Annotated in this window: 16 protein-coding genes and 1 tRNA gene; 14 read left to right on the top strand and 3 right to left on the bottom strand. The window is 69.9% G+C overall.

What is annotated here, in order from left to right:
* The 3 genes from AOK03_RS40815 to glmS form a co-directional block, all read left to right on the top strand.
* Window positions 1-145: SHOCT domain-containing protein (locus AOK03_RS40815; protein WP_167355604.1), on the top strand; the 145-nt coding region annotated here is incomplete at its 5' end.
* A gap of 97 nt (window positions 146-242) precedes the next feature.
* Window positions 243-500: a hypothetical protein gene (locus AOK03_RS13810; RefSeq protein WP_055565532.1), complete on the top strand. Its 258-nt coding sequence runs from the start codon at window positions 243-245 to the stop codon at window positions 498-500.
* Between the two features lie 10 nt (window positions 501-510).
* Entirely contained in the window at window positions 511-2,328 is a 1,818-nt protein-coding gene (gene glmS, locus AOK03_RS13805) for a glutamine--fructose-6-phosphate transaminase (isomerizing) (protein WP_055565531.1), read from the top strand.
* A 277-nt stretch (window positions 2,329-2,605) separates the two neighbouring features.
* Here the strand turns inward: glmS and AOK03_RS13800 are convergent, their stop codons facing one another.
* Window positions 2,606-3,130 carry a universal stress protein gene (locus tag AOK03_RS13800; protein WP_055565530.1) on the bottom strand — a complete coding sequence of 175 codons (525 nt, stop codon included), beginning with the start codon at window positions 3,128-3,130 and terminating at the stop codon, window positions 2,606-2,608.
* A gap of 365 nt (window positions 3,131-3,495) precedes the next feature.
* On the opposite strand from AOK03_RS13800, the gene AOK03_RS13795 reads away from it, so the two are divergent.
* The 6 genes from AOK03_RS13795 to AOK03_RS13770 all read left to right on the top strand — a co-directional run bounded on the left by AOK03_RS13795 (window position 3,496) and on the right by AOK03_RS13770 (window position 8,162).
* Window positions 3,496-3,906, top strand: coding sequence for a hypothetical protein (locus tag AOK03_RS13795; RefSeq protein ID WP_425264378.1), 411 nt, complete (start codon window positions 3,496-3,498; stop codon window positions 3,904-3,906).
* A 405-nt stretch (window positions 3,907-4,311) separates the two neighbouring features.
* A complete protein-coding gene (locus AOK03_RS13790) occupies window positions 4,312-5,541 on the top strand; it encodes a GlxA family transcriptional regulator (protein WP_055565528.1) in 1,230 nt (409 codons plus the stop codon).
* Between the two features lie 10 nt (window positions 5,542-5,551).
* The gene (orn, locus tag AOK03_RS13785; RefSeq protein ID WP_055565527.1) at window positions 5,552-6,154 is read left to right on the top strand and encodes an oligoribonuclease; all 603 of its coding nucleotides are present in this window, start codon (window positions 5,552-5,554) and stop codon (window positions 6,152-6,154) included.
* A gap of 111 nt (window positions 6,155-6,265) precedes the next feature.
* Window positions 6,266-6,338: transfer RNA gene (locus AOK03_RS13780), tRNA-His, on the top strand.
* Window positions 6,339-6,434: 96 nt separating this feature from the next.
* Entirely contained in the window at window positions 6,435-7,076 is a 642-nt protein-coding gene (locus AOK03_RS13775; protein WP_055565526.1) for an HAD family hydrolase, read from the top strand.
* A 408-nt stretch (window positions 7,077-7,484) separates the two neighbouring features.
* Window positions 7,485-8,162: a DUF4352 domain-containing protein gene (locus AOK03_RS13770; protein WP_055565525.1), complete on the top strand. Its 678-nt coding sequence runs from the start codon at window positions 7,485-7,487 to the stop codon at window positions 8,160-8,162.
* Between the two features lie 24 nt (window positions 8,163-8,186).
* On the opposite strand, the gene AOK03_RS13765 is transcribed toward AOK03_RS13770, so the two are convergent.
* Window positions 8,187-8,480 carry a hypothetical protein gene (locus AOK03_RS13765; protein WP_055565524.1) on the bottom strand — a complete coding sequence of 98 codons (294 nt, stop codon included), beginning with the start codon at window positions 8,478-8,480 and terminating at the stop codon, window positions 8,187-8,189.
* A gap of 161 nt (window positions 8,481-8,641) precedes the next feature.
* On the opposite strand from AOK03_RS13765, the gene AOK03_RS13760 reads away from it, so the two are divergent.
* A complete protein-coding gene (locus AOK03_RS13760) occupies window positions 8,642-8,983 on the top strand; it encodes a hypothetical protein (protein ID WP_055565523.1) in 342 nt (113 codons plus the stop codon).
* A gap of 43 nt (window positions 8,984-9,026) precedes the next feature.
* Here the strand turns inward: AOK03_RS13760 and AOK03_RS13755 are convergent, their stop codons facing one another.
* A complete protein-coding gene (locus AOK03_RS13755) occupies window positions 9,027-10,082 on the bottom strand; it encodes a LacI family DNA-binding transcriptional regulator (protein ID WP_055565522.1) in 1,056 nt (351 codons plus the stop codon).
* 301 nt (window positions 10,083-10,383) lie between these two features.
* On the opposite strand from AOK03_RS13755, the gene AOK03_RS13750 reads away from it, so the two are divergent.
* The 4 genes from AOK03_RS13750 to AOK03_RS13735 form a co-directional block, all read left to right on the top strand.
* Entirely contained in the window at window positions 10,384-11,706 is a 1,323-nt protein-coding gene (locus AOK03_RS13750; RefSeq protein ID WP_055565521.1) for an ABC transporter substrate-binding protein, read from the top strand.
* A gap of 5 nt (window positions 11,707-11,711) precedes the next feature.
* The gene (locus tag AOK03_RS13745; protein WP_055565520.1) at window positions 11,712-12,716 is read left to right on the top strand and encodes a carbohydrate ABC transporter permease; all 1,005 of its coding nucleotides are present in this window, start codon (window positions 11,712-11,714) and stop codon (window positions 12,714-12,716) included.
* A 98-nt stretch (window positions 12,717-12,814) separates the two neighbouring features.
* A complete protein-coding gene (locus AOK03_RS13740; protein WP_244177601.1) occupies window positions 12,815-13,627 on the top strand; it encodes a carbohydrate ABC transporter permease in 813 nt (270 codons plus the stop codon).
* 98 nt (window positions 13,628-13,725) lie between these two features.
* A partial coding sequence (locus AOK03_RS13735; protein ID WP_157868942.1) for a family 1 glycosylhydrolase occupies window positions 13,726-14,348 on the top strand: 623 nt, incomplete at its 3' end.

Below are 14,348 nucleotides of genomic sequence, written 5' to 3'. Positions count from 1 at the left end.
CTCGGCCGCGGCGCCGCGGCCCGCGGCCGAGGACCACGACGCGCTCCTGCGCCGCCTGCGCGAACTGGGCGAGCTGCACCAGGCCGGGATCCTCACGGACGAGGAGTTCGCGACGGCCAAGCAGGCGGTCCTGCGTCGCATGTGAGCGCCCTTTGCGCCACTCGCCGGCCCGTTCGACACGCTCTTGCCCGATTCCGGGCAGGATTCTTGCGAAAGGGTGTCCGATACCCCAGGATCAACGAATGCACGACGACCTGGTGGATCACCTCACCCGCAGCACCCCGCTCCAGCGGGGCGAAGCGCTGCGGGTCGTCCAGGACGTGCTCGCCTACTTCGACGAGACGACCGAACAGTTCGTCCGTCGCCGCCACCGCGAGCTGCAGGGTCAGGGCCTGCTGAACGCGGCGATCTTCCAGCAGATCTCGGCGGACCTCGAATACCGCGCGGTCGCACCTCCGGAGCTCACGCTCAGGCAGCTGCGCCGCATCGTCTACGGCTAGGACACCCTTTATGTGCGGAATCGTCGGATACATCGGCAAGCGTGACGTCGCCCCGCTCCTCCTCGAAGGCCTGCAGCGCCTGGAGTACCGCGGCTACGACTCCGCGGGCATCGCCGTCACCAGCCCCAAGGCCGCCGGCCTGAAGATGGTCAAGGCCAAGGGCCGCGTCCGCGACCTGGAGGCCAAGGTCCCCGCCCGCTTCAAGGGCACGACCGGCATCGCCCACACCCGCTGGGCCACCCACGGCGCCCCCTCCGACGAGAACGCCCACCCGCACCTCTCCGAGGACAACAAGGTCGCCGTCGTCCACAACGGCATCATCGACAACGCCTCCGAGCTGCGCGCCAAGCTGACCGCCGACGGCGTCGAGTTCCTCTCCGAGACGGACACCGAGGTCCTCACCCACCTCGTCGCCCGCTCCCAGGCGGACACCCTGGAGGAGAAGGTCCGCGAGGCCCTGCGCCACATCGAGGGCACCTACGGCATCGCCGTGCTGCACGCCGACTTCAACGACCGCATCGTGGTCGCCCGCAACGGCTCCCCGGTCGTCCTCGGCATCGGCGAGAAGGAGATGTTCGTCGCCTCGGACGTCGCCGCCCTCGTCTCGCACACCCGCCAGGTCGTCACCCTCGACGACGGCGAGATGGCCACCATCAAGGCCGACGACTACCGCACGTACACCACCGAGGGCTCGCGCACGACCGCCTCGCCGACCACCGTGGAGTGGGAGGCCGAGTCGTACGACATGGGCGGCCACGACACGTACATGCACAAGGAGATCTTCGAGCAGCCCGACGCGGTCGACCGCGTACTGCGCGGCCGCATCGACGACCGCTTCTCCACCGTGCACCTCGGCGGCCTCAACCTCGACGCGCACGACGCCCGCAAGGTTCGCCGCGTCAAGATCCTCGGCTGCGGCACCTCGTACCACGCGGGCATGATCGGCGCCCAGATGATCGAGGAGCTGGCCCGCATCCCCGCGGACGCCGAGCCCGCGAGCGAGTTCCGCTACCGCAACCCGGTCGTGGACCCCGACACCCTCTACGTCGCCGTCTCCCAGTCCGGCGAGACGTACGACGTGCTGGCCGCGGTCCAGGAGCTCAAGCGCAAGGGCGCCCGCGTCCTCGGCGTCGTGAACGTGGTCGGCTCGGCGATCGCCCGTGAGGCCGACGCGGGCGTGTACGTCCACGCGGGCCCCGAGGTCTGCGTCGTCTCCACCAAGTGCTTCACCAACACCACGGTCGCCTTCGGCCTGCTCGCCCTGCACCTGGGCCGCATCCGTGACCTGTCGGTCTCCGACGGCAAGCGGATCATCGAGGGCCTGCGCAAGCTGCCCGGCCAGATCTCGGAGATCCTCAAGCAGGAGGACGAGATCAAGAAGATCGCCAAGCAGTACGCGGACGCCCGCTCGATGCTCTTCATCGGTCGGGTACGCGGCTACCCCGTCGCCCGTGAGGCCTCCCTCAAGCTCAAGGAGGTCTCGTACATCCACGCCGAGGCCTACCCCGCCTCCGAGCTGAAGCACGGCCCGCTCGCGCTCATCGAGCCCGCCCTGCCGACGGTCGCGATCGTCCCGGACGACGACCTCCTGGAGAAGAACCGCGCCGCCCTGGAGGAGATCAAGGCCCGCAGCGGCAAGATCCTCGCCGTCGCGCACCAGGAGCAGGAGAAGGCCGACCAGACCATCCTCGTCCCGAAGAACGAGAACGAGCTGGACCCGATCCTGATGGGCATCCCGCTCCAGCTCCTCGCGTACCACACGGCGCTGGCGCTCGGCCGGGACATCGACAAGCCGCGCAACCTCGCGAAGTCCGTGACGGTGGAGTAGCCACGACCGCCGGACCCAAGTGAACGGCCCCCTGTGCGTGCCACCAGCACACAGGGGGCCGTTCCCGAAGGGCCGGGGTCGCCCATTACCCCGACCCGCGCCCGCCTCGTCCGGTGGCCGTCACCCTCCGGCCCGAGACGCCGCCGTTGTGACCCTTATGTACCCTTCACCAGGGCACGAACCACCTCTACGCGCGAGTAGATTTATCTGTCCACAAAAGCGCCTCACAAGGCGAGTTGAGCCGCACGCCCCCCAACTCACCGGGGGCGTGCGGGCGTTAAGGAATGACGACGACGGGGCGCTGCGCCCGGCGCGCGAGCCGGCCCGCGACCGAGCCGAAGATGCGCCCCACGATGCCGTGCGTGGAGCCGACGACGATCGCGTCCGCGCTGTACTCGCGGCCGACCTCCTCCAGCTCGTGACAGATGTCGCCGCCCCGCTCGACGAGGATCCACGGCACCTCGGAGAGATACTCCGCGCACGCCAGCTCCAGGCCGAGCACTTCCGTGCGGTGGTCCGGCACGTCGACGAAGACCGGGGGCTCGCAGCCCGCCCACACCGTGGTGGGCAGCCGGTTGGCGACGTGGACGATGATCAGGCCCGACCCGGAGCGGTGGGCCATCCCGATCGCATAGGCGAGGGCCCGCTCACTGGAGGTCGAGCCGTCGAAGCCGACGACGACACCGTGCCGGAAGGCGGGATCGCAGGAGTGACGCGGTTCTTCCGCCGCGCGGGGGGTCGCTGTCGGATCGGCGACCTGCCGCTTGCGGTCCGCAGGTTCGGAGAATTCGTGACCGGCCATCGGTGTCTCGGCGAAGGAGTCCTCTGTGGGAGGGTCGGCTTTTTCGTGGTGCGAAAGTTCAGGACCTGGAAGGTCGTCCGGGAATCATCTTCCCAACCCCATACCCCCAAGGGTACGGCGACACTCCTCCTCTGCCCAGAGCCTGCGAAGGGCCCCGCTCGGAGCCCGCACCGGGCCCAGCACAGGGGCCCCCGGCGTTCACCGGAGCATGCATGAGCCGCGCCCGTATGGCAATGGTTGCTGCCTCCTACAGGCGGTTTGCCCACCCGTCCGGCGCCACCGGGGGCCCTCCGCAGTGACCCGTCGACGCGCCTCGCGTTGGACAGCGCCGGACCTCCGTACACCACCGCCCCAGGGAGCACGCCGTGCCTGGACCTTCGACCGCGTCCCCACCTTCCACCCGCTTCCCTTCTTCACCCGAGCAAGGAGCGCACGAGCGGCGGCCCGCCACGGTGCCCGCGCCGCGCGCCCACGAGCCGACGGACGCGCCCCCGCCGGACTCGGTGAGCGACGTGGTCCGCTGGGCCGCGTTCAGCTGCGTGCTGGTCCCTGTCGTCCTTGTCGGGTACGGCGGCTCACTGGCCGGCGCCACCGGCGCGGCGCTCGGCCTCGTGGCGGTCACGGGAGTGTGCCGGCTGCTCCTGCGGCAGTCCGAGCGGGGCGCCGCGCGACTGCTTGCAGAACAGAACAAGGGGCACCGCGGACGGCACGGCAGAACGGGTGTGGGGGCGCACAGGGGCACTCGTCAAAGTGCCGACAGTGCGCCGTTGGACTGACCAATTCACACACACGCTCCCGTATGTTTTCAGCCAACTTCCGGGGGCCGTCGATTTCTTGGCCGAACGCCCCCTCAACCCCCGTCCGACCAGGGCTGAAAGACGCGCTCAGGCCGCCCGCACCCTACGGGGACCGGCCACGGAGCGAAGGCGCACTTCCCAGCAAGCCGCCCGAGTGCAACGCTTCGTGATCGAATGCTTCACGCCAAGTTGCCATGTCGACAATCTGCCGAGTGATGAACTGGTCACCCCGGCAGCACGGGACGCAGTAGATTCGATCTTGACTGTATTACGGCGGGGGACTGGTGGAGGACCGAGGGGAAACGTGCAGGAGCGACAAGCCAGGCAAGCGCGTCAAGCACGTCAAGAACAGGGAGCCGCGAAGCCCGAGGGGGGTTTAGCACCATGAGCCACGACTCCACTGCCGCGCCGGAGGCCGCGGCTCGGAAACTCTCGGGGCGGCGCCGCCGGGAGATCGTAGCGGTGCTGCTTTTCAGCGGCGGTCCCATCTTCGAGAGTTCCATACCGCTCTCAGTGTTCGGCATCGACCGGCAGGACGCGGGGGTCCCCCGCTACCGCCTGCTGGTGTGTGCCGGCGAGGAGGGCCCGCTGCGGACCACCGGCGGACTGGAACTCACCGCACCACACGGCCTCGAGGCGATCGGCCGGGCCGGCACGGTCGTCGTGCCCGCCTGGCGGTCGATCACGTCGCCGCCACCACCGGAGGCGCTCGACGCACTGCGTCGCGCGCACGAGGAGGGCGCCCGCATCGTCGGGCTGTGCACGGGGGCGTTCGTGCTCGCCGCGGCCGGGCTGCTCGACGGCCGCCCGGCGACCACCCACTGGATGTACGCGCCGACGCTCGCGAAGCGTTATCCGTCCGTCCACGTGGATCCGCGCGAGCTCTTCGTCGACGACGGGGACGTCCTGACGAGTGCCGGCACCGCGGCCGGAATCGATCTCTGTCTGCACATCGTGCGCACGGACCACGGCAACGAAGCGGCGGGCGCACTCGCCCGCAGGCTCGTGGTGCCGCCGCGCCGGGCCGGCGGCCAGGAGCGCTATCTCGACAGGTCTTTACCGGAGGAGATCGGCGCCGACCCGCTCGCCGAGGTCGTCGCCTGGGCGCTGGAGCACCTCCACGAGCAGTTCGACGTGGAGACGCTGGCCGCGCGCGCCTACATGAGCAGGCGCACCTTCGACCGCAGGTTCCGCTCGCTCACGGGCAGCGCGCCGCTGCAGTGGCTGATCACCCAGCGGGTGCTCCAGGCACAGCGGCTGCTCGAGACCTCCGACTACTCCGTCGACGAGGTCGCGGGCCGCTGCGGCTTCCGGTCGCCCGTGGCGCTGCGGGGACACTTCCGACGCCAGCTGGGTTCGTCCCCCGCTGCCTACCGGGCCGCCTATCGCGCCCGCAGGCCGCAGGGCGAGCGGGCACTGGAGTCCGTACCGGCGACGGCGCAGGCCGTGCCCACCCTGGTGGAGGCCGGTCCGGTGCCGTCCCAGACCCGGCGTACGGCCGCGGCGAGCGCGCTCGGCCCGTCGACCTCGGTGCCGACCGAGCCCGGCAAGCCGAACTCGGACGCGTACGCGCCAGGACGTGCTCCTCTGCCCGGGCAGAGGAGTGCGCCGTAGGGTAAGACGCATGAACGATCGCATGGTGTGGATCGACTGCGAGATGACCGGGCTCTCGTTGACGGACGACGCACTTATCGAGGTGGCCGCACTGGTCACCGACTCGGAACTGAACGTGCTCGGCGAAGGTGTGGACATCGTGATCCGCCCGCCGGACGCGGCGCTGGAGACCATGCCCGAGGTGGTGCGCACGATGCACACCGCCTCGGGGCTCCTCGACGAACTGGCCGGCGGCACCACGCTGGCCGACGCCGAGGAGCAGGTCCTGGCGTACGTACGTGAGCACGTCAAGGAGCCGCGGAAGGCTCCCCTGTGCGGAAACTCCGTCGGCACCGACCGCGGCTTCCTGCTGCGGGACATGCAGACGCTGGAGGAGTACCTCCACTACCGCATCGTCGACGTCTCCTCGATCAAGGAGCTGGCCCGGCGCTGGTATCCGAGGGCGTACTTCAACAGCCCGGACAAGAACGGCAACCACCGCGCGCTCGCCGACATCCGCGAGTCCATCGCGGAGCTGCGGTACTACCGCGAGGCGATCTTCGTCCCGCAGCCCGGACCGGACTCCGAGGCCGCGCGGACGATCGCGGCCAAGCACGTCCTGCCTGCGGAATAGCCCCAGCGAGAGCCCTGTGTACGGGGTCCGGGAAACGTGTGCGCGAGCACCCCTTCGGACCCTGTACACTTTTTCTCGGCCGGTCGGAAGAACGACAAAAGACCGGGCATGGTGGGTGTAGCTCAGTTGGTAGAGCACCTGGTTGTGGTCCAGGTGGCCGCGGGTTCAAGTCCCGTCACTCACCCTGATCGATCAAGGGCTGATCTGCGAAAGCAGGTCAGCCCTTCTTCATGCTCACAACGTGGTGGGGCGCGGGCAACACGGCGGTTATGGTCGCCACATGATCCGCACCATCGCACTCGACGTAGGCGAAACCCTCGTCCGAGACGACCGCCACTGGGCTTCGTGGGCCGACTGGTTGCGCGTACCACGCCACACCGTGTCGGCGCTCGTCGGCGCCGTGGTCGCCCAGGGCAAGGACAACGCCGAGGCCCTGCGCCTGCTCCAGCCGGGGATCGACATCCCGTCCGCCTACCGGGCCCGCGAGAAGGCGGGCCTCGGGGAGCACCTCGACGAGACCGACGTGTACGACGACGTCCGACCCGCGCTCGCAGCCCTGCGGGCGGCCGGTACGTACGTCATCATCTCGGGCAACCAGACGACGAAGGCCGCCGAACTGCTGCGTGAGCTCGACCTGCCCGCGGACGTGATCGCGACGTCCGGCGAGTGGGGTGTCGCCAAGCCCGACCCTTCATTCTTCGAGCGGCTCGTCGCTGAGGCCGGCGGCGCTGCTCAGGAGATCCTCTACGTGGGTGACCACCCACAGAACGACGTGTTCCCCGCGCGAGCTGCAGGGCTGCGTACCGCTCACCTGCGCCGGGGCCCGTGGGGGCACTTGTGGGCAGAGGACCCCGAGCTGATCGCGGCTGCGGACTACCGGATCAACTCCCTCATGGATCTGGTGGCGATCGCGGCCCGCTGAGCGTCGACGAAGCGGCCCGGCCGTGCACGCACCAGCGCGTAATCACGCGAGTACGGTTCGGAGTGGACGCCTCGAACTGGAGCCAGTATGCCGCCACTCGACGCCGCAGTGCTGGGCAAGCGCATCGCGGCCACCCACAAGGCACGCCGGATGCGGCAGGCCGACCTCGCTCGCGCGGCGCATCTCTCGTTGGCCATGATCCGTGGCATCGAACAAGGAGCGCGGAACCCGAGCGACCCCCCTCGTCGTCGGGCCCGCGACTGACTTCCCGTGCTGGATCCCGGACATCCTGCACCGGTGAACGCGGCACAGCAGGGCCCCCCGCATCACGAAACAGACACTCCTCCTTCACATGATGCACACGAAGACGCATCATGCGCAGAGAGAGCACAACTGCAGGGGGGACCCATGAGCAACACCATGCCGCCACCGCCGCCCGTATTTCCGCCGCAGCCTCCTCCTCCGCCGCAGCGGAAGGGCGCGAGCAACGCGGTCATCATCGGCTCGGCCGCCGCGGTCATCGCCGCCGTCGTCGTCACGGGCATCGTCGTCGTCAACAGCCGCGACGACGACAAGAAGCCGGAGACCACCAGTTCCGCCGAGCCCGCGGCGGGCGACGACGTGGTCGCGGACAAGGAGGAGCCGGTCGAGGAGGAGTCGGCCGAGGAGTCCGAGGAGGAGGGCTCCGACGCTGATGTGGCGGGCCTCGACGACACCGTGACGTACGACAGCGACGTCGAGGTGAAGCTGTCGAAGTTCGCCCGCGGCACGTCCAGCTCGTACGGCTCGCCGGAGAACACTCCGTACGTCAAGTTCGGTGTGCGGGTGAAGAACAACGGCAAGGCGACCGTCGACACGTCGGCGTTCACCGCCAGCTGCTCGTACGGCAAGGACGGCAAGTCGAGCGAATCGATCTTCGACACCGAGCGGGGGCTGAACGGCGGGCCGGACACGAAGCTCCTCGCGGGCCGGTCCATCACGGTGACGTGGGCGTGCGAGCTGCCGAAGGCCGAGAAGACGATTCAGATCGAGGTCTCGCCGGACATGGAGTCGGAGTCCGCGATCTTCACGGGTGACGTGCGGTAGGAGGCGCGGCGGAAGGCGGCGTGGTCACCGTGCGGGCGCGCGGCACCAGGCGCCGATGCGGCTGTCCACCCAGCGGGCTCCGGGATGCGTGCAGTCCGTACCGACCGGATGCCGGTCCAGATAGGGGTGGGCGGCCCGCACGGTCTCCATGTGGCCGTCGCACACGAAGGACGTCCTGATCTCGTCCGGGCCTTCGTGCTCCCACGCGATGTGCCACGCGCCCGCCTCCGCACAGCGGACAGCGGTGCCGTCCGGGTGGTGGTCGACGACTCCGCAGCCGTCGCCGTCACCCGGGCCGCCGTACTCGGGAAAGTTCATTGCCTGGCTCCTCGGCCGTGCAGTCTACGGGCCGTTTCACGCGTTCCCGAGGGCGGCGGACGGAGCGTACTGCCGCCATAGGACCCGATCCGCCGAACAGTCCGCCCGGGAGGCGCAGGTCGACGAGCGGGAGCGCGCCACGGGCGGGGATCTCCCCAGTCGTGCGGCAGCGCCCGTACGAACAGACCGGCCGGGTCCAGGATCTGCTGGCGGTCCGCCGGGCACGGCCGGACCCAAGCGAGTCGGCGCTGCGGCGCGCGGACGCCGCCGCCGGGCGGGACCAGGACTCCACCGACAGGGAGACGGTCGCCTCCGTCTCGTGGCGGCCCCCCGACGGCTCTTCCGCACGGGCCGCCCTGGAAGCCCGGGTGCAGCGGCTGCGACAGCAGGCCGTGACAGCCCCGGTGGCCGCGGAGCACCGGCGCCACGCCGAGCAGGCCCACGAGGCGGCGGACGCCCTGCGGGCGAGTGCCGTGCGCGACGACGGGCGGGCGACGGAGTAGTAAGGCCCCTCGGCTCAAGGACTAGGCGCTCGGGCCCCAGGGCTCAGGAAGAGGCCCGCTCCACCAGCCGCGTCGGGAGCACCAGCTGGCGCCGCTCCAGACGCCGGACGGCCGCGGGGCGGCTGTCCGCGATCTCGGCGAGAAGGAGGTCGATCATCGCGCGCCCCATCTCCTCGATCGGCTGCCGCACGCTCGTCAGCGGCGGATCCATGTGCCGGGCGATCGCCGAGTCGTCGAAGCCGACGAGGGCCACGTCGTCGGGTATGCGGCGCCCCGCCTCGCGCAGCGCCTGGCGGGCGCCGGCCGCCATCACGTCGGAGCCCGCGAACACCGCGTCCACCTCGGGGCAGGCGGCGAGGAGCTCCCGCATCGCGCGGCGGCCGCCCTCCTCCGTGAAGTCGCCCTGTGCGATCAGCCGTTCGTCCACCGTGTGGCCCGCCTCCTGCAGCGCGGCGCGGTAGCCGTCCAGGCGGCGCTGGGCCCCGTACACGTCGAGGCGGCCGGTGATGGTGGCTATGGCGGTGCGGCCGCGCGCCAGGAGGTGTTCCACCGCGGAGCAGGCCCCGGCGTAGTTGTCGGAGTCGACGGACGGCAGTGCCTCCTCGGCGGAGCGGCGGCCGCTGATCACCGCGGGGATCTCCAGCTGGGCGAGCAGGTCGGGCAGCGGGTCGTCGGCGTGCACCGAGACCAGGAGGACTCCGTCGACGCGGTGGGCCGCGAGGTACTGGGCGAGGCGCTGGCGCCTGCGGTCATTGCCCGCGAAGATCAGCAGCAGCTGCATCTCGGTCTCGCTGAGCTCGGCGCCCACTCCGCGCAGGACGTCGGAGAAGTACGGCTCGGCGAAGAAGCGGGTCTCCGGCTCGGGCACGACCAGGGCGATCGCGTCCGTGCGGTTGGCGGCCAGGGCGCGCGCCGCGGTGTTGGGCACGTATCCGAGCTCGGCCACGGCGGCCTCGACGGCGGTCCTGGTCGCCTCGCTCACCCGCGGCGAACCGTTGATCACGCGGGACACCGTCCCCCGGCCGACCCCCGCCCGCGCCGCCACCTGTTCCAGAGTGGGCCGTCCGCCGCTGCGGCCGCGCGCCGCCTGAGCTGCCATAGTCCGCCTCCCGTCACACTTCCCCCGGCGAGGAATGTAACAGCCCGATCTTCGCCGGACCGGTGGGCCGATCCACAGACGTCCCGTAACGGCCCGATAACCGAAGGCGCAACTCCCTGTCCGGTCCCTTGACACCCCCGGCGCCAGCCACGAGTCTTCAACTCATCACGTGTGGGAGCGCTCCCACACTACCTGACACGTACACATCCCGCACGTTCCCCGCCCGAGCCGCAGAGTGAACCAACGGGCCCAGCAGTGCAGTTGGCCGGGGGGTCGGCACGTCAGGCAACAGGAGGACGTCATGCGCAGCAGCACTTTCCGCCGGTCCCGTCGATCCCGCAGGATCGTGGCCTGCGCGGCCACGGCCGTGCTGGCCACGAGCCTGCTGGCCGCTTGTTCGAGCGACGACGAAGGCGGCTCGGCCGGCGACGGCAAGATCACGCTCAACGTGGGCACGTTCGGCGTGCTGGGCCTGAAGCAGGCAGGTCTCTACGACGAGTACGAGCAGTCGCACCCGAACATCAAGATCAAAGAGAACGTGATCGAGCGCAACGACGCCTATTACCCGAAGCTGCTCACCCAGCTGCAGTCCGGCGCGGGCGTCAACGACGTCGCGGCCATAGAGGTCAGCAACATCACGGAGGTCGTGCAGACGCAGGGCGCCAAGTTCGAGGACCTGGGCAAGGCCGAGGGCGTGGACGAGTCGACGTACCTCGACTGGAAGTGGAAGCAGGCCACGACCGAGGACGGCAAGACGATCGGCCTCGGCGTCGACATCGGCCCGACCGCGCTCTGCTACCGCAAGGACCTCTTCGCGAAGGCCGGACTCCCCACCGACCGCGAGAAGCTCGCGAAGGAGTGGGCGGGCGACTGGGACAAGTACGTCGCGCTCGGCAAGAAGTACATGGCGAAGGCGCCCGAGGGCACCAAGTTCGTCGACTCCGCCGCCAGCGTCTACAACGCGGTCTTCGCCGGTGCCACCGAGCGGTACTACGACAAGGGCGGCAAGGAGATCTACGAGGACAGCCAGGGCCGCAAGGACGCCTGGAACGCGGCGATGAAGGTCGCGCAGGGCGACATGTCCGCGAAGCTCAAGCAGTTCGACCCGACGTGGGACCAGGGCTTCGCCAACGCCAAGTTCGCCACGGTGGCCTGCCCCGCCTGGATGGCCGGATACATCCAGGAGAAGGGCGGCGCGGAGGGCAAGGGCCAGTGGGACATGGCGAAGGCGCCGACGGACGGCAACTGGGGCGGCACGTTCCTCGGCGTGCCGAGCGCGGGAAAGCACAAGAAGGAGGCGACCGAGCTCGCCGTCTGGCTGACGCAGCCCGAGCAGCTCGCGAAGGTCTTCGCCAAGCAGGCCAGCTTCCCCTCGACCCCGTCGGCCTATGACTCGCTGAAGCCGTCCGCGGCCACCAAGGCGTACTTCAACGACGCGCCCATCACGGAGATCTTCGCCGACATCGCGAAGAACACCCCCTCGGCCGTCTACGGCATCAAGGACGCCCAGATCGGCCAGTCCATCACGGACATCGGTGTGCTCCAGGTGGAGCAGCAGGGCAAGTCTCCCGCGGAGGGCTGGGAGGCTGCCCAGAAGGAGATCAAGGACGTTCTGGGACAGTGACGCGCATGTCCGAGACCGCTGAGTACGCCGAGACCGCGCCCTCCGGACAGGGGGGCGCGGCCCCGGCCGCGACCGGGAGCAAGACGTCCCGCACGCCGTCGCCGTGGCGCAGCCGCCTGTACCGCTGGGACATCAAGGCGTCGCCGTACGTCTTCGTCGCGCCGTTCTTCCTCTTCTTCGGCGCCTTCGGCCTCTTCCCGCTCCTCTACACCGGCTGGGCCTCGCTGCACCGCCTGGAGCTGACCAACCTCGACGACAGCACCTGGCTTGGCCTGGACAACTACACCAACCTGCTGCAGAGCGAGTACTTCTGGAACGCGCTCGGCAACACCTTCACCATCGGGGTCATCTCCACCGTTCCCCAGCTGGCCGTCGCGCTCGGCATCGCGCACCTGCTCAACTACAAGCTGCGCGGCTCCACTCTGTGGCGGGTCGCGATGCTCGCTCCCTACGCGACGTCCGTGGCGAGCGCCTCACTGGTCTTCACGCTCCTGTTCGCGTGGGACGGGGGCATGGTCAACTGGGTGATCGGTTCCGTCGGCTTCGATCCCGTCAACTGGCGCGAGTCGTCGTGGGGTTCGCAGTTCGCCGTGTCGTCGATCGTCATCTGGCGGTGGACCGGGTACAACGCGCTGATCTACCTGGCCGCGATGCAGGCCGTGCCGCACGACCTGTACGAGTCGGCCGCACTGGACGGCGCCTCGCGCTGGCAGCAGTTCCGGCACGTGACCATCCCGATGCTGCGGCCGACGATCCTGTTCACGGTGGTCGTCTCCACCATCGGGGCCACCCAGCTCTTCGGCGAACCGCTGCTGTTCGGCGGCACGGCCGGGTCCAAGGGCGGCGCCGACCACCAGTTCCAGACCCTGGGGCTCTATCTGTACGACCAGGGCTGGATCAACGGCCATCTGGGGCGGGCGTCGGCCGTCGCCTGGCTGATGCTCGTGATCCTGCTGCTCATCGCCGCGGTCAACATGCTGATCGCCCGACGCCTGAGGAAGGACCGATGAAGGCCCGCACGGTGGAGCCGAAGGGGACGGTGGACCCGAAGGAGAAGGCGGCCCCGAAGGGCACGGCGCGTCCCCTCGGCCAGAAGGCCGGCCGGACGATGCACGCGGGCCCCCTCACGTACGCGGTCCTCGTGCTGTTCACGGCGATCTCGCTGGCGCCCCTGATCTGGACGGCCGTCGCGGCCTCGCGCACGAGCGGGCGGCTCGCCCAGACGCCGCCGCCCCTGTGGTTCGGCGGCAACCTCTTCAAGAACCTCGAACGGGCGTGGACGGAGGCCAGCCTGGGCGACGCGATGCTGAACACCACGATCGTGGCGGGCAGCATCACCATCGGCACGGTCCTCTTCTCCACCATCGCCGGATTCGCCTTCGCCAAGCTGAAGTTCAGGTTCAGCGGGGCGCTGCTCCTGCTGACCATCGGCACGATGATGGTGCCGCCGCAGCTCAGCGTCGTACCGCTGTACCTGTGGGTCGCGGACCTGCAGTGGACCAATCAGCTCCAGGCGGTGATCCTGCCGACGTTCGTGAGCGCCTTCGGGGTCTTCTTCATGCGGCAGTACCTGGTGCAGGCGCTGCCGAGTGAGCTGATCGAGGCGGCGCGTATGGACGGGGCCAGCAGTCTGCGGATCATCTGGCACGTGGTGTTCCCGGCGGCGCGGCCCGCGATGGCGGTCCTCGGGCTGCTGACGTTCGTGATGGCCTGGAACGACTTCCTGTGGCCGATCATCGCGCTGAACCAGTCGAACCCGACGGTTCAGGTGGCGCTCAACTCCCTCGGCACGGGCTACATCCCCGACCGGGCCGTGATCATGGCGGGCGCGCTGCTCGGCACGCTGCCGCTGCTGCTCGCCTTCGTCCTGTTCGGCAAGCAGATCGTGAGCGGCATCATGCAGGGCGCGGTCAAGGGCTGACCGACCGGGAAACCTCCGGGGGCCCACGGGCTCCCGGACTTCCCTGCCCCCACCTCTCTTACGTACGCCTCTTCCCCCCTACTCATGGGAGCGCTTCCATGCCTGAACCCATTACCTTTCCGAGCGATTTCCTCTGGGGCGCGGCCACCTCCGCCTACCAGATCGAGGGCGCCGTGCGCGAGGACGGCCGCACCCCCTCCATCTGGGACACCTTCAGCCACACCCCGGGCCGCACCGCGGGCGGCGACACCGGCGACGTCGCCGTCGAGCATTACCACCGCTACCGCGACGACGTGGCGCTCATGGCGGACCTGGGCCTGAACGCCTACCGGTTCTCCGTCTCCTGGTCGCGCGTGCAGCCCACCGGGCGCGGCCCCGCCGTCCAGCGCGGCCTCGACTTCTACCGGCGCCTCGTCGACGAGTTGCTGGCCCGCGGCATCCGGCCCGCCCTGACCCTCTACCACTGGGACCTGCCGCAGGAGCTGGAGGACGCGGGCGGCTGGCCGGTGCGGGAGACCGCCCTCCGGTTCGCCGAGTACGCGTCCATCGTCGGTGAGGCGCTCGGCGACCGCGTCGCGTCCTGGATCACGCTCAACGAGCCCTGGTGCAGCGCCTTTCTGGGCTACGGCTCGGGCGTCCACGCCCCCGGCCGCACCGACCCGGCGGCCGCCCTGCACGCCGCCCACCACCTGAACCTCGCGCACGGCCTGGGCGCCCAGGC

Origin of the sequence: Streptomyces atriruber (genome assembly GCF_001418325.1) — a bacterium.
In the GTDB taxonomy this organism is placed as follows: domain Bacteria; phylum Actinomycetota; class Actinomycetes; order Streptomycetales; family Streptomycetaceae; genus Streptomyces; species Streptomyces atriruber.
Note: the sequence above shows the minus strand (reverse complement) of the source record. Positions and strands in the feature narration are given on the sequence as shown.

What these genes read in the sequence shown, in the direction of transcription:
- AOK03_RS13775 (WP_055565526.1), top strand. Translation starts at nt 6,435, where the DNA reads ATGATCCGCACCATCGCACTCGACGTAGGCGAAACCCTCGTCCGAGAC.
- AOK03_RS13770 (WP_055565525.1), top strand. Translation starts at nt 7,485, where the DNA reads ATGAGCAACACCATGCCGCCACCGCCGCCCGTATTTCCGCCGCAGCCT.
- AOK03_RS13750 (WP_055565521.1), top strand. Translation starts at nt 10,384, where the DNA reads ATGCGCAGCAGCACTTTCCGCCGGTCCCGTCGATCCCGCAGGATCGTG.
- AOK03_RS13740 (WP_244177601.1), top strand. Translation starts at nt 12,815, where the DNA reads ATGCACGCGGGCCCCCTCACGTACGCGGTCCTCGTGCTGTTCACGGCG.
- orn (WP_055565527.1), top strand. Translation starts at nt 5,552, where the DNA reads ATGAACGATCGCATGGTGTGGATCGACTGCGAGATGACCGGGCTCTCG.
- AOK03_RS13765 (WP_055565524.1), bottom strand. Translation starts at nt 8,480, where the DNA reads ATGAACTTTCCCGAGTACGGCGGCCCGGGTGACGGCGACGGCTGCGGA.
- AOK03_RS13810 (WP_055565532.1), top strand. Translation starts at nt 243, where the DNA reads ATGCACGACGACCTGGTGGATCACCTCACCCGCAGCACCCCGCTCCAG.
- AOK03_RS13800 (WP_055565530.1), bottom strand. Translation starts at nt 3,130, where the DNA reads ATGGCCGGTCACGAATTCTCCGAACCTGCGGACCGCAAGCGGCAGGTC.
- glmS (WP_055565531.1), top strand. Translation starts at nt 511, where the DNA reads ATGTGCGGAATCGTCGGATACATCGGCAAGCGTGACGTCGCCCCGCTC.
- AOK03_RS13745 (WP_055565520.1), top strand. Translation starts at nt 11,712, where the DNA reads ATGTCCGAGACCGCTGAGTACGCCGAGACCGCGCCCTCCGGACAGGGG.
- AOK03_RS13790 (WP_055565528.1), top strand. Translation starts at nt 4,312, where the DNA reads ATGAGCCACGACTCCACTGCCGCGCCGGAGGCCGCGGCTCGGAAACTC.
- AOK03_RS13755 (WP_055565522.1), bottom strand. Translation starts at nt 10,082, where the DNA reads ATGGCAGCTCAGGCGGCGCGCGGCCGCAGCGGCGGACGGCCCACTCTG.